Genomic DNA, 13,933 nt, shown 5'->3' on the forward strand with positions numbered 1-13,933 from the left:
GAACCTTCACTACAACTTTGCATTGATTTTGAGCAACCGATGTGTAGGATAGTTGGGAGACTATGAAGCAGTGGCGCCAGCTATTGTGGAGTCAACGTTGAAATACCAACCTTCGTTTGCTTAGAACCTAACCCTGAGAAGGGGACATTGCATGGTGGGTAGTTTGACTGGGGTGGTCGCCTCCTAAAAAGTAACGGAGGCTCGCAAAGGTACCCTCAGTACGGTTGGTAATCGTACGCAGAGCGCATTAGTAAAAGGGTGCTTGACTGTGAGACAAACAGGTCGAACAGGAGCGAAAGCTGGCTAAAGTGATCCGGTGGTTCTGCATGGAAGGGCCATCGCTCAAAGGATAAAAGGTACTCCGGGGATAACAGGCTGATCTTACCCAAGAGCTCATATCGACGGTAAGGTTTGGCACCTCGATGTCGGTTCGTCACATCCTGGGGCTGGAGAAGGTCCCAAGGGTTCGGCTGTTCGCCGATTAAAGTGGCACGTGAACTGGGTTCAGAACGTCGCAAGACAGTTCGGTCCCTATCTGTGGTGGGCGCAAGTAAATTGAGTGGACATGACCTTAGTACGAGAGGACCGGGTCGTACGTACCGCTGGTGTATCTGTTGTGGTGCCAACTGCAATGCAGAGTAGCTATGTACGGACAGGATAAACGCTGAAAGCATCTAAGCGTGAAACCTTCCACGAGATGAGTTTACTTTTAAGGGTTGTCAGAGACGATGACGTTGATAGGCTATAGGTGTAAAGCTGGTAACAGCAAAGCCGAGTAGTACTAATTACCCGTAAGCTTTATTTTTTTCTTTTTTGGATGACTAGCTTCCCAATATGTAAATTATTAAGTGCGATAAGCACAAACGACTTATGGTGGTTTTGCCGGGGGTGTTCACCTCTTCCCATTCCGAACAGAGAAGTTAAGCCCCCCATGGCCGATGGTACTTGCACCTTGCTGGGAGAGTAGGTAGCTGCCATATTTATTAAGCCCGTTCACGAAAGTGTAACGGGCTTTTTTTATGCCCACCGATGACGGGCACAAAAAAAAGTCTGACTAATTAATAGCCAGACTTAAAATGTAGTGTCAGTTATTGGGAATTAATACCTGTTGTATCCACCACCATTGCCGCCACGATCGCGGTTGTATCCGCCACCGCCGCCACGGCTTCCGCCGCCGCCATAACCGCCACGGCTTCCACCACCACCGCCACCAAAGCTTTTCTTTTTAAAGCCGCCTCTCTCGCCTTCAGGACGAGGAGTAGATTCGTTTACAACGATCTTGCGACCCAGCACTTCTGTATCGTGCAGTCCGCTGATCGCGCTACGCGCAGCTTCATCATCCGCCATTTCAACAAAACCAAAACCTTTGCTACGGTCGTTGTTGAATTTGTCAGTAACAATCTTAGCGCTTGTTACTTCTCCATAAGGCGCAAAAAGATTTTGCAGGTCTTCGCTGGTCATGTTCCAGTTCAGGTTTCCAACGTAAATGTTCATGTTTGAAAAAAAAATTAAGTGATCAAAAACCAATGAAAAACCAGTAACCAAGAACCCTGAAACATTTACGTAAAAACGTTCTGAGACATGGAAGAACTGTCATTGGACTCCCGAAGGTAATGTTTTTATGGAAAAAGCAACTTTTTTTTCGTGGGCTTATTTTGCCCATAAAAAAGCCCCGCCAGAATGACCGGCAGGGCTTGAATTTCAATGTCAGAACAGTGAAATGAGCTTTTATTCGCCCACCACCTCAAAATCGATCTCGGTAACCTGTCCGTTGCCGAAGTCAATAGTAGCTTTGTAAGCGCCCAGTTCCTTCACCTCACCTACAATAGAGATACGCTTGCGGTCGATCTCGTAACCTTTCTGGTCACGGATAGCACGTGCGATCTGCAGAGAGGTAACAGTACCGAAGATCTTGCCGCTGGTACCGGTTTTAGCACCGATTTTCACAGGGGCTGCCTTCAATACCTCGATCACTTTGTTGATCTCAGCCAGCATAATGGCTTCTTTCTTGCCTTTTACCTTCAGGCGCTCTTCGAGCTGCTTCAGGTTGGAAGGGTTGGCTTCTACCGCAAATTTCCCGGGAATGAGGAAGTTACGGGCATATCCATTCTTTACTGTTACCAGTTCATTACGGCCGCCCAGGTTGTCCACATCCTGAATTAAGATTACTTGCATATTGATTGTTTAGTTCCCAAGAGCCCAGTTTTTGATCTATGTCTCCAACTGTCCTCAGTCCACCTTCGCCAAGGCTTCGGCGGACAAGTTAGGGAAGGTTACTAATAAAGTTTATTTCAACAGATCAGTTACATAGGGAAGCAGCGCCATCTGGCGGGCTTTCTTCACTGCGTCACTTACTTTACGCTGGTACTTCAGAGAGTTACCGGAGAGACGACGGGGCAACAATTTACCCTGCTCGTTCACGAACTTCTTCAGGAACTCGATGTCTTTGTAATCAACGTATTTGATGCCGTATTTTTTGAAGCGGCAGAATTTCTTCTTGGGCTTCTCCTGCTTGATTGCGGTCAGGTATTTAATCTCGTTCTTTGCCATGATTAAGCCTCCGTTTTTTCAGTTACAGCAAATCCGCCATTCCTTTTCTTGTCGTTGTACTCGACGGCGTATTTATCGAGACGGGTTACCATGTGGCGCATGATCTGCTCATCGCGCAACATTTGAATTTTCAACTTTTCGTTGAGTTCAGAAGGAGCAGTGTACTCCAGTACCCAATAGATACCAGTGGTTTTTTTCTGGATCGGGTAAGCCAGTGATTTCAAACCCCAGGGAGCACTGTGCACTGTTGCACCGCCGTTCTCAGCGATGAAATCAGCGTACTTTTTCTGAGAAGCTTTGAAATCTTCTTCAGACAGTACCGGAGTAAAAATCACCATCAATTCGTAATGGTTCATTACCTGAATTTTTAGTTTATAATTTGGTTTTTTCCCAGTGGATCCCGCCAGGGCGGGAAATCTGCCAAAACAGATTTGGGGCTGCAAAAGTAGTGAAAACTTATGAATTCTTCAAGAGTACTATAAACACCGGAAAATGATCGCTATACCCCGCCTGGTAGCTGTTCCCCTCCCAGGTTCTGAGGGGATAGCCCCTGTACCGGCCAGTTTTCTGCATCATATACGGTTTGATGTGTATGTGTTGCCGGTAAAAGAACAGCCCCTCCTTTCGGCGCAACCAGGAAGGCGTAAGCAGGATCTGGTCGAACAAACCCCAGCTATCACGGTGCGCCAGGGTGCCGATCCCTTTCCGGTAGAGTACCAGCCAGGGATTGTACAATTCATCTGGCGCCAGTTTCCGGGGATCCCCCCTGGCCTTCAGTACTTCCACTACACTTTTATTGTCGGGATTATCGTTCAGATCACCCATGACCAATATCCTGGCGGACGGATCCGCTTGCCGGATTAAGGTAAAATGCGCACGACAGGTGGCGGCTGCAGCTTCCCGGGCAGGAGAGCTCCGGGCTTCGCCACCACGCCGGCTCGGCCAGTGATTGACATAAATATGTACAGTTTCCCCGTCGAGCAAACCCCTGACATATAAAATATCGCGTGTAAAAGCAGCATCCTTGCTTTTGCCCGGCAGCATCACTTGCAACGGGATGCTTTCCAGTGGTTTGAAATATTTCGGCTGGTACAACAAAGCCACATCCACTCCGCGGCTGTCTCTTGAATCGTAATGGATGAAACGATACTGCCGTTGCCTTAGCAAACTGTGATTTACCAGGTCTTGCAAGACGGTATCGTTCTCTATTTCGGCAACACCTAGTAACGCAACGCCATCGGGAGAATAATCCGTTCCTATTTCCCGGATCACCGTTGCCAGCCTGGTGAGTTTATCGGTATAGATATTCCCATTGTATCCTTTATCACCTGACGGTGTAAACTCATCATCGTTTACAATAGGATTGTCAACCGTATCGTATAGGTTTTCCAGGTTGTAAAATCCCGCAATGTAAACCTTGTATCTGTTCAATTGTACTGCGGCACAACAAAACAACAGGCAAAAACAAAGAATGATTTTTAACACGTTTGTTTTTTCAATAAAACTATCTCCTGCATGGCGACTGACTTTAAGTAATTACCGCAAATTTTTCCAGTACCAGTCTGGCCGGAGCCAATCCGCTCATTTTTGAATATCAAAATCAATGCACCCTTATGCTGAAATATTTGCTTTTGCTGGCCGCTTGCCTATTATGGGAAAACCTGCGGGCTCAAAAAAAGCCTGTGGATACACTGGGCATGATGTCTGTACAAGTGAATGACGCCGATGCCATGCCTGTGCTGTTGATGGATGAAACGGAGGGCAAACAATCCGGCACTTCAAATATGCCTCCATTGCTTACCGCTGCACGGGATCCTTTTTATGCAGCGGCAACTTTTCAATTCAGTGCATTCCGCTTTCGTATCCGGGGTTATGAAGGACATTATTTTCAAACCACTATTAACGGATTATCCATGAACACTCTCGAAGATGGAAATACGCCTTGGTCGCTGTGGAGTGGACTAAACGATGTATTTCGAAATGCCGAAGTGGTACAAGGTTTGCGCAACAGTGACCATGTATTTGGTGGTATCGGAGGCTCGCTTGCAATGGATATACGGGCTGCCCGCCAGCGCCGGCGAATACAGTTCAGTTATAGCATGTCCAATCGCAGCTATACACACCGGTGGATATTCACTTATCATAGCGGTATGCAAAAAAACGGATGGGCTTTTTCTTTTAGTGGCAGCAGGCGATGGGCAGCTGAAGGGCATGCACCCGGAAGTTTTTATGATGGATGGAGCTATTTTATGGGCATCGATAAAAAACTCAGCGAACATCAATCACTCTCGCTGTCTTTTTTCGGTTCCCCTTTGCAATATGGCAGGCAGGCTGCCATATTGATGGAATCCATAGAGCTCCTGGGAACAACCAGGTATAATCCTTATTGGGGTTACCAGGGCAGTCGGAAAAGAAATGCCAATACCAGCATAGCCTACCAGCCTGTGTTATTGCTTACACATGAGATGAAATTGAACCATCACATCAACTGGTTGAATTCTTTTGCATGGATAAGCGGACGCCGCAGCAGCACGGGACTTGATTGGTACAAAGCGGCCGATCCAAGGCCAGATTATTATCGTTACCTGCCTTCGTTCCAATCAGACTCATCGCTGCGCATGCTCACAGCCGATGTCATCAGGGAGCAAGTATCCCTCCAGCAGATCAACTGGGAAAAATTATACCAGGCAAACAGGGAGTCTGTTGAAACGATCCATGATGTTAATGGCGTAACAGGAAGAAATGTACAGGGACTACGATCGCGTTATATCATCGAAGAAAGGATGAATGCCCGGCAGCAGATACATTTCAGCAGTTTACTAGCAATGGAAGCCAGTGAACGTCTTATGTTGAAAGGGGGGATACAGCTCCAATACCAGGCACAGCATCATTACAAAAAACTGAATGACCTGCTGGGCGGTGAGTTTTATGTGAACTGGAACCAGTTTGCAGAAAGAGATGCGATACAGAATGCCGATGCCATTCAGTACGATCTGGATCAACCCAACCGGATCATCAGGAAAGGAGATGTGTTTGGATATGATTACAGTTTATTCAGCCGTTCGGGAACTGCATGGATGCAAGCGTCTTTTACCGGAAATAAGATCGATGGTTTTGCTGCTGTATCGCTTACGCATACTGCTTACCAGCGCGAAGGACATGTACGCAATGGGTTATTTCCCGGCGCCTCCTTTGGCAAATCTGATCTTGTTACATTCAATACCCATGCTGTAAAAGCCGGGTGTACTTATAAGCTGGACGGGCGGCGGTATTTCTTTCTGCATGCAGCATTGCTTACCAGGGCGCCGCTTGCTGCCGACTTGTTTATTTCACCGCGCACCAGGGATACCAGGCAGCATGTACCGGTCGATGAACAAGTGCAATCAGTCGAGGCAGGCTATGCATGGAATACACCACTTATCAGGTTCAGGCTAACAAGTTATATCACGCGGTCACAAGACGGACTCGACCTCCTTTCATTTTACCACGATGAATACAAAAGCTTTGTGAACTATGCCATCAACAACATCGGCAAACTATACTACGGTGTTGAAATCGGAGGAGAAGCACAACTAAATACGAATTGGTCATTGGCTATTGCGGTCTCATTGGGACGGTATTATTATAACAGCCGGCAACAGGTATCTGTGAGCCTGGACAATGATGATTATATAGTGGCCAAAGAAGAAATATACATCCGGAATTTCCGGTTGCCCGGATCGCCGCAGGAAGCGTATCACCTGGAACTGCGTTATCAATCGCCCCGCTCTTTCTTTTTTAACCTGGCTGCCAATTACAGCAGGCAGCACTGGCTCGACATGAACCCGTTTCGCAGAACCTATACCGCGTTGCAGGGCATAACGGAACAAAGTGAACAATGGAACAAGATCATTGGCCAGACTGTGTTGCCACCCGCATTGATCATGAACCTGTTTACAGGTAAATCATGGTTGCTGCGTACAGCACGAAAAGGCAAATACAGAACATTACAGGGGTATATCAGTGTGAGCAACCTGCTCAACCATGTTTTTATAACGGGAGGATATGAACAACTCCGGTTCGATATGGCAGAGAAAGATGCGGACAGGTTCCCGCCTAAATTTTATTTCAACCAGGGTATTCTTTTTTCAGCAGGAATCAGTTTTCGTCTTTAACTAAAAATAATTGTATGAAAAACCCTTATCATCAATTGACAGGTACAACATTGTTATTGGCTCCCATGGTGTTGTTGGTGATCTTTTGTAATAAAAAATGGGATGAACCACCCGGGTTTACCGGGCCGCAGATCAGTGCTACCATGACCATCAAAGAACTGCGTGAGCTGCATGTGGCAGGAGGCTTTGAACAAATTACTTCCGAACAGGTCATTGCAGGAATTGTAGTGGCAGACGACAGCAAGGATAATTTTTATAAATCTGTGGTGATACAGGATAGCACTGCAGGCATAACCATTAAAATGGATGGTTATTCTTTATACAACACTTTTCCCGAAGGCAGTAAATTGTTCATCAGGTTACGCGGCCTCTGGATGGGCGAGTACGGGAAAATGTTGCAATTGGGTGGCAGTGTGAACCGTAAAAATCCCGCTTCCCCGGAGTTGAACGGAATTCCGCAGGCATTGTTCAGCCGGTATTTGGTAAGAGGCCAACTGCAACAGACGGTAACACCTAAAACGGTGCGGATAGATGAACTGTCCGATACCTGGCAGAGTCGGCTCATACGGCTCGAGCAGGTAGAATTTGCTGCATCAGATACCGGCAGGCCTTATGCTGATGTGTTGAATAAACAACCTGTTAACCATGTGCTCAAAGCTTGCGGTGGCGGAAGCATTTATGTGCGGACCAGCCCCTATGCCAAATTCGCCGCCTTACATACACCCAGGGGCAATGGGGGTATCACAGGAATTTATACCGTTTATAAAACCGAAAAGCAACTGCTTATCAGGGATACGGGTGATGTGCAAATGAATGAGCTCCGTTGTACCGGAAACGGAACACGCACACTATTGAGTGAAAATTTTGGATCACAGGTTGCAGATACAGTTGTGCAACTGCCAGGATGGAAACAGGTAGCGGAAGCGGGCGACAAAAAATTCATAGCAAAAAAAACTGGTGGGAAAACCTATGCCGAATTATCGGCCTTCGCCACCGGCCAACCGCAGGTAACCACCTGGTTGATCAGTCCGCCCCTGAATTTCAGCAGCAGTTCCAATGAACAGCTACAATTCAAAACAAGGGATGGCTACGATAACGGAGCTACGCTGCAAGTATTGGCCTCTACCAATTACGATGGGGGAAATAGTCCCTGGAAAGCTAAATGGACCGCACTTTCTGCCCAGGTTGCCAAAGGGTCTGTTACAAACATAGCTGCCAATTGGGTCAGTTCGGGAAGCATCAGTCTGCGCAGCTACCGGGGACAGGTATATATTGCTTTCCGGTACGAAGGTGCCGATCCGCCACAGACGGCCCTTAAAAGGACTACTTTGTTCCAGCTCAGCGATATTACCGTTGTAGGAAACTAATGTCATCCTGTCAGCATAGCCTTTTTGGTATTTTCTTTGTTCATTTGCACCGAAAAAACTGATATGCAAAAAGGCCAGATAAGGGTTCAGACGGAGAATATCTTCCCGATCATTAAGAAATTCCTGTATAGTGACCATGAAATATTCCTGCGTGAACTGGTGAGTAATGCTGTAGATGCATCCCAGAAACTGAAAACATTGTCTTCTATCGGGGAGGCAAAAGGAGAGCTGGGAGAACTGCGGATCGATGTGGTATTGGATGCCAAAGAAAAAACGCTCAGCATTATCGACCGTGGCGTGGGTATGACGGGCGAAGAAGTAGATAAATACATCAACCAGGTAGCTTTCAGCGGCGCTGAAGAGTTCGTGAATAAATACAAGGACGCCAATATCATTGGACATTTCGGATTGGGTTTTTACAGCGCCTTCATGGTGAGCGATAAAGTAGAGATCTATACCAAAAGTTTCAAGGAAGGCAGTGGTGTTTTCTGGAGCTGCGATGGAAGTCCCGAGTTTGAATTGTACAATGTAGATTACAACGAGCGCGGCACCAAGATCGTGCTGCATATCAATGAGGAAAGCGCGGAGTTTCTTGAAGCTGGTCGTATCAAAGGCATACTGGAAAGGTTTTGTAAGTTCCTGCCCATCCCCATTTATTTTTCAGAAGCAGGTGAAAAGAAAGAAGGAGAAGAGAAATCTATCAATAACACCGATCCCATCTGGATCAAAAAGCCTTCGGAACTGGCCAAGGAAGACTATGAAAAATTCTACAGGGAATTGTATCCTTTCGGTGAAACGCCCTTATTCTGGATACACCTCAATGTAGATTATCCATTCAACCTTACCGGTGTATTGTATTTTCCCAAGATCAAGCAGAGCTACGAAATACAGAAGGATAAAATACAACTCTATTGCAACCAGGTATTCGTTACAGATGAAGTAAAAGACATTGTTCCCGAATTCCTGATGTTGCTGCATGGCGTGATTGATAGTCCGGATATTCCGCTGAACGTGAGCCGCAGTTACCTGCAGGGTGATCCGAATGTGAAAAAGATCAATGCGCACATTACCAAGAAAGTGGCGGATAAGCTGGAAGAAATATTCCGCAACGAAAGAACATCTTTCGAAGAGAAATGGGAGAGCCTGGGATTGTTTGTGAAGTATGGTATGATGACCGATGATAAGTTCCTGGAAAAAGCCAGCAAATTCCTGGTAATGGAAGACGTTGACGGAAAGTTCTATACGCTGGACGAATACAAAACAGCTACCGAAACCCTTCAGAAAAACAAAGAAGGTAAACAGATCATCTTGTATACGACCAACCCGGTTCAGCAGGATGCATACATACAGGCAGCCAAAGAAAAAGGATACCTGGTGGTAAAAATGGAAACCCTGGTGGATGCCGCTTTCATCAATAACATGGAGATGAAATGGGAAAATACCAGCTTCACACGAGTGGATGCAGATATCGTAGACAACCTGATTGACAAGCAGGAGAGCAGCAATACCGTATTGAGCAAAGAAGAAGAAGATCAATTGAAAGCTTTATTTACTTTACAAATTGCCGATCTGAATGTTACTACAGAAGTAAAGGGATTGAGCACAAGCAGTGCGCCCGTAGTGGCTACGCGTCCGGAATTCATGCGTCGTATGAAAGACATGGCAGGTGTAGGAGGAGGTGGCATGACTGCTTTCTATGCACAAATGCCCGATGAAGTGACCCTGACAGTGAACGGTAATCACCCTATTTACCAGAAACTGCTGAAAGAAACCAATGCAGATATACAACAGAAACAAGTGAGAACCCTTGCCGACCTGGCATTGCTTTCACAAGGATTGCTGAAAGGCAATGACCTTACCAGTTTCATCAACCGTAATGTGGAGTTGATGCAGGGAAATTAATTGGCCTTTTTGTTAATTTCAATTTATGCAGGAACAGGCAGGCCCATCATCCATACGCTTAAAAGTCAAGCAGGTTATTCGTGAAACACAGGATACCCGCTCTTTTATTTTAGAACCTATAGGGGATGTGCCCTTGCAATACCTACCAGGCCAGTTCCTCACTTTTCTTTTCAGGCAGAGTGGGGGCAGGGAAGCGAGGCGTAGTTATTCACTTTCTTCAACACCTTTATTGAACGAGCCACTGATGATCACTGTTAAGCGCACAACAAACGGTGAATACTCCCGAAGACTGGTTGATAAAACGAAAGAAGGCGATGAATTGCTTACGATAGGCGCTTCTGGTTTCTTTACTTTACCAACAACGTGGCATCAATACAAGCAACTGATCTTTTTTGCAGCAGGTAGTGGTATTTCACCGGTCTATGCGCTTATCAAGACCGTATTATACAGCAACGATACACTTCCTGTTGTACTGATTTACAGTAACCGTTCTCCAGAAACCACTATATTCTACGAATCGTTGAAAGCATTGCAGCAGGCTTTTCCAGGAAGATTCCAGGTGATCTTTTTATTCAGCACGGTTGCCGATCTTTCCAAAGCAAGGTTGAATGTAGATCTCCTGCATCGATTGTTTGGCAGCCAGTCTGTAGAACAACTGGGAAAGCAATTGTTCTATCTATGTGGCCCCTTTGAATATATGCGCATGATCACCATTGCATTGCAAGGTCACGGTGTGCCGCCGGCCAATATCCGAAAGGAAATATTCAATGTAGAGAAGCCACAGAAAAGGCCTGCCCCTCCCGATACGAAGCCACACCAGGTAAAGCTTTTGCTGGCAGGCAAGGAATATCAATTCGAAGTGCAATACCCTGTTACCATTTTACAAGCAGCCAAATCTTTGCAAATACCTGTTCCTTACAGTTGCGAAAGCGGCCAATGTGGAACCTGTGCTGCTACTTGCCTGGAAGGAAAGGTTTGGATGTGGCACAATGATGTGTTGTTAGACGATGAGGTAGCCAGCGGAAGGGTACTCACTTGTACCGGATATCCAGTAGAAGCAGGTGTAGTGTTGCAGGTAGGAACTTAATGATGTTCCGGGTTGCTTAGATTGAGATCGATTACTTTCAACTGCAAATGCTTCTCCCCATTCCATTCATTTTCATCGATGGTGAAAATTATGTCGACAGGTGCGTTCATCTGCAACAGATGGAATTTGGAAGCCAGGTTGAATCCGATACCGGTGAAACTGATCCTTTCCTGTTTTACTACAAAACGGATATGGTGTTCTTTTACAACACGCGAATAACCGGTATCGGTTACGCGACGGGCAATGAATACGGGCCGCGCATTATCGGGCCCGAAAGGCTCCATCTGTTCCAGTATTTTATAAAGTGATGGAGTGATCTCTGAAAAACGAATGGCTGCATCAATGACAATCTCCGGTATCAACAAATCATCAGTGATCTGCGTAGCCACTACTTTTTCGAATGCTTCTGAGAAAGGCTGCACATTTTCAGGCAGCAAAGTCATGCCGGCAGCAGCAAAATGTCCGCCATATCCCAGCAGGTATTCGCGGCAGGCATAGATGGCTTCATAAAGATTGAAACCGGCCACGCTTCTGGCGCTGCCGGCAACATAATCACCACTGCGTGTGAGTACCACAGTGGGACGATAATATTTTTCAATTAGTCTGCTCGCTACGATGCCCACTACACCTTTGTGCCAATGCTCCTGGTACACGACAGTCGTTTTTCTGTGCAGGTTTTTCTCATCGTTTTCGATCACCGCTAATGCTTCTTCGGTAATGGTGCTGTCAGCTTCCCGGCGATCGGCATTATCGTTGTGCAACATTTCGGCATAACCAAGCGCAGTCTGGTAATCCTGTTCAATGAAGAGTTGTACGGCTTTCCGTGCATCGTCCATCCTTCCCGCCGCATTGACCCTGGGTGCAATCACAAAAACGAGGTTATTGATAGATAGCGGTTTGCTGATACCTGCCAACTGCATGAGTGCCCGTATCCCGTTATTCGGTGATTCATTCACCTGCCTGAGTCCGTAAAAAGTCAAGGTCCTGTTCTCTCCGGTGATGGGTACAATGTCAGCCGCGATAGCGGTAGCCACCAGGTCGAGATAAGGGAGATAAGTACCGGCAGGCAGCGATAGTTTTTCACTCAAAGCCATCATCAGCTTGAATCCTACGCCGCAGCCGCAAAGTTCTTTATAAGGATAAGGGCAGTCGGCTTGTTTGGGATTGAGTATGGCTGCCGCTGCAGGTAATACCGGTCCTGGCAAATGGTGGTCGCAAATGACAAAATCGATGCCCAGTGTTTGTGCATATTCAACCAGTTCTACCGACTTGATTCCACAGTCAAGCGAAATGATCAGTGTAAACCCTTTTTCTTTTGCAAGATCGATACCCGGTTGTGAAATGCCATAACCTTCACGGTAACGATGTGGAATATAAAAATCTATGCGGTCATAAATAGTATGAAGATAGCGAAAAAGACAGGCTACGGCAGTAGTTCCATCTACATCATAATCGCCGTAAACCATGATTTTTTCATGACGTTCAAAAGCCAGCATGATACGCTCAACGGCTTTCTGCATGTCTTTCATCAGCCAGGGACTGTGCAGGTCTGATAGCTGGGGACGGAAATATTGTTTTGCTTTATTAAAGTCATCGATGCCGCGCTGCACCAGTATACCACAGAGCGTCTGATTGATTTTCAGCGCTTCATAGAGTGCCAAAGTTTTGGCCTCATCCTGCTTCGCTATTTGCCATCGTTTCTGCATCAATATTCCCGGTCTGTGGTATAACGCACCAGCTCTTCAAGTGCGCTTCGCACAGGCGATTCGGGAAATTCGTGCAGAATGGCCAGGGCCTCATTGCGGTAGCTCAGCATCTTTTCCGTAGCATACCGGATACCGCCTGACTGGGTAACCGCGTCGATGATGAATTTCACTTTATCTTTTTGCTGGTTCTCGTTCCTGATGATGTAAATAAGTTTTTTCTTCAGTTCTTTTTCGCAATGATTGAGGGTATAGATCAAAGGTAGGGTCAGTTTTTTTTCTTTGATGTCGTTACCGGTGGGCTTGCCTATATCCTGGCTGCCATAATCGAACAGATCATCTTTTATCTGGAAAGCCATGCCCACTTTTTCACCAAAAAGCCTCATTTTTTCAACAGGTACCGGCGAATCGAAGGTAGTAGAAGCACCGGCCGCACAAGCCGATGCCAGCAAAGAGGCGGTTTTGCCGTTGATAATTTCGTAATAAGTGGCTTCTTCCAGGTTAAGTTTTCGTGACTTCTCCATCTGCAACAGTTCTCCTTCGCTCATTAGTCTTACTGCTTCGGTGAGGATTTCCAATACACGATGATCTTTATTATTGAGTGACAGGAGGAGCCCTTTCGACAGCAGGTAATCTCCTACCAACACGGCTATTTTGTTTTTCCAAAGCGCATTAATAGAAAAAAATCCCCTTCTTTCCAGGGCATCATCCACTACATCGTCGTGCACCAGGGTGGCGGTATGGAGCAGTTCAACCAGGGAGGCGGCGCGGTAGCTGCTATCGTTGATATCCCCGCCCAGCTTGGCACTCAGGAGTACGAACATAGGCCGGAGTTGCTTCCCTTTACGCTTTACTATATACTGCATGATCCGGTCCAGCAGGGCAACCCGACTCTTCACAGCTTCCCTGAAATGGGATTCAAACCTGACCAATTCCTCTGATATGACCTGTTTTGCTAAATTCATTGTCCAAATATGCTGCAATATAGCAGGATAGATACAATATCAGATACAATAAACAGGGGTCAGGCAGCGTTATTTGCTTTATAAATGTCTGTAAACCTGTTCGATGGCCCTTTTGGCTGTGAATAAAAAAAACCTGATAAAAGTTGGATGAATGTCATGCACAGCATATTTTTGTCATGTTTTAATCGAGATCGGTTAAATTCTT

11 protein-coding genes and 2 rRNA genes (1 of these 13 cut by a window edge) are annotated in these 13,933 nt (G+C 46.3%); 6 read left to right on the plus strand and 7 right to left on the minus strand.

Annotation, left to right across the window (positions count from 1 at the left end; translation table 11 throughout):
• Nucleotides 1–805: ribosomal RNA gene (locus SEDOR53_RS0108395) — 23S ribosomal RNA — on the plus strand (it extends 1,992 nt beyond the left edge of the window).
• A 64-nt stretch (nt 806–869) separates the two neighbouring features.
• Nucleotides 870–980: ribosomal RNA gene (rrf, locus tag SEDOR53_RS0108400) — 5S ribosomal RNA — on the plus strand.
• 118 nt (nt 981–1,098) lie between these two features.
• On the opposite strand, the gene SEDOR53_RS0108405 is transcribed toward rrf, so the two are convergent.
• From SEDOR53_RS0108405 to SEDOR53_RS0108425, 5 genes are all read right to left on the minus strand, one after another.
• On the minus strand, nt 1,099–1,494 hold the full coding sequence (locus SEDOR53_RS0108405) for an RNA-binding protein (RefSeq protein ID WP_026769330.1): 396 nt from the start codon (nt 1,492–1,494) through the stop codon (nt 1,099–1,101).
• A 234-nt stretch (nt 1,495–1,728) separates the two neighbouring features.
• Nucleotides 1,729–2,175, minus strand: coding sequence for a 50S ribosomal protein L9 (rplI, locus tag SEDOR53_RS0108410; protein WP_026769331.1), 447 nt, complete (start codon nt 2,173–2,175; stop codon nt 1,729–1,731).
• A gap of 111 nt (nt 2,176–2,286) precedes the next feature.
• Entirely contained in the window at nt 2,287–2,550 is a 264-nt protein-coding gene (rpsR, locus tag SEDOR53_RS0108415) for a 30S ribosomal protein S18 (protein WP_026769332.1), read from the minus strand.
• 2 nt (nt 2,551–2,552) lie between these two features.
• Nucleotides 2,553–2,906, minus strand: a complete 354-nt coding sequence (gene rpsF, locus SEDOR53_RS0108420; protein WP_026769333.1) for a 30S ribosomal protein S6 — start codon at nt 2,904–2,906, stop codon at nt 2,553–2,555.
• A gap of 100 nt (nt 2,907–3,006) precedes the next feature.
• A complete protein-coding gene (locus SEDOR53_RS0108425) occupies nt 3,007–4,035 on the minus strand; it encodes an endonuclease/exonuclease/phosphatase (RefSeq protein WP_157576741.1) in 1,029 nt (342 codons plus the stop codon).
• Between the two features lie 128 nt (nt 4,036–4,163).
• On the opposite strand from SEDOR53_RS0108425, the gene SEDOR53_RS17490 reads away from it, so the two are divergent.
• The 4 genes from SEDOR53_RS17490 to SEDOR53_RS0108445 all read left to right on the plus strand — a co-directional run bounded on the left by SEDOR53_RS17490 (nt 4,164) and on the right by SEDOR53_RS0108445 (nt 11,060).
• A complete protein-coding gene (locus tag SEDOR53_RS17490) occupies nt 4,164–6,704 on the plus strand; it encodes a hypothetical protein (RefSeq protein ID WP_051416555.1) in 2,541 nt (846 codons plus the stop codon).
• 14 nt (nt 6,705–6,718) lie between these two features.
• Nucleotides 6,719–8,071: a DUF5689 domain-containing protein gene (locus SEDOR53_RS0108435; RefSeq protein ID WP_026769335.1), complete on the plus strand. Its 1,353-nt coding sequence runs from the start codon at nt 6,719–6,721 to the stop codon at nt 8,069–8,071.
• A 63-nt stretch (nt 8,072–8,134) separates the two neighbouring features.
• Nucleotides 8,135–9,973, plus strand: coding sequence for a molecular chaperone HtpG (htpG, locus tag SEDOR53_RS0108440; RefSeq protein ID WP_026769336.1), 1,839 nt, complete (start codon nt 8,135–8,137; stop codon nt 9,971–9,973).
• A gap of 25 nt (nt 9,974–9,998) precedes the next feature.
• Entirely contained in the window at nt 9,999–11,060 is a 1,062-nt protein-coding gene (locus SEDOR53_RS0108445; RefSeq protein WP_037360834.1) for a ferredoxin--NADP reductase, read from the plus strand.
• Here SEDOR53_RS0108445 and recJ read toward each other — a convergent pair.
• Both recJ and SEDOR53_RS0108455 read right to left on the minus strand, forming a co-directional pair.
• The gene (gene recJ / locus SEDOR53_RS0108450; RefSeq protein WP_026769338.1) at nt 11,057–12,766 is read right to left on the minus strand and encodes a single-stranded-DNA-specific exonuclease RecJ; all 1,710 of its coding nucleotides are present in this window, start codon (nt 12,764–12,766) and stop codon (nt 11,057–11,059) included. The two genes, SEDOR53_RS0108445 and recJ, sit on opposite strands and share 4 nt — an antisense overlap.
• Nucleotides 12,766–13,728, minus strand: coding sequence for a polyprenyl synthetase family protein (locus SEDOR53_RS0108455; protein WP_026769339.1), 963 nt, complete (start codon nt 13,726–13,728; stop codon nt 12,766–12,768). The genes recJ and SEDOR53_RS0108455 overlap by 1 nt, the downstream gene beginning before the upstream one ends.
• Nucleotides 13,729–13,933: the final 205 nt, after the last annotated feature.

The sequence above is a fragment of the Asinibacterium sp. OR53 genome (assembly GCF_000515315.1).
Taxonomy (GTDB): Bacteria; Bacteroidota; Bacteroidia; order Chitinophagales; family Chitinophagaceae; genus Sediminibacterium.

Excerpts from the sequence above, each read along its gene's own strand:
- SEDOR53_RS0108455 (WP_026769339.1), bottom strand. The coding sequence starts at position 13,728 with ATGAATTTAGCAAAACAGGTCATATCAGAGGAATTGGTCAGGTTTGAA.
- rplI (WP_026769331.1), bottom strand. The coding sequence starts at position 2,175 with ATGCAAGTAATCTTAATTCAGGATGTGGACAACCTGGGCGGCCGTAAT.
- SEDOR53_RS0108435 (WP_026769335.1), top strand. The coding sequence starts at position 6,719 with ATGAAAAACCCTTATCATCAATTGACAGGTACAACATTGTTATTGGCT.
- SEDOR53_RS17490 (WP_051416555.1), top strand. The coding sequence starts at position 4,164 with ATGCTGAAATATTTGCTTTTGCTGGCCGCTTGCCTATTATGGGAAAAC.
- rpsF (WP_026769333.1), bottom strand. The coding sequence starts at position 2,906 with ATGAACCATTACGAATTGATGGTGATTTTTACTCCGGTACTGTCTGAA.
- rpsR (WP_026769332.1), bottom strand. The coding sequence starts at position 2,550 with ATGGCAAAGAACGAGATTAAATACCTGACCGCAATCAAGCAGGAGAAG.
- SEDOR53_RS0108445 (WP_037360834.1), top strand. The coding sequence starts at position 9,999 with ATGCAGGAACAGGCAGGCCCATCATCCATACGCTTAAAAGTCAAGCAG.
- recJ (WP_026769338.1), bottom strand. The coding sequence starts at position 12,766 with ATGCAGAAACGATGGCAAATAGCGAAGCAGGATGAGGCCAAAACTTTG.
- htpG (WP_026769336.1), top strand. The coding sequence starts at position 8,135 with ATGCAAAAAGGCCAGATAAGGGTTCAGACGGAGAATATCTTCCCGATC.
- SEDOR53_RS0108405 (WP_026769330.1), bottom strand. The coding sequence starts at position 1,494 with ATGAACATTTACGTTGGAAACCTGAACTGGAACATGACCAGCGAAGAC.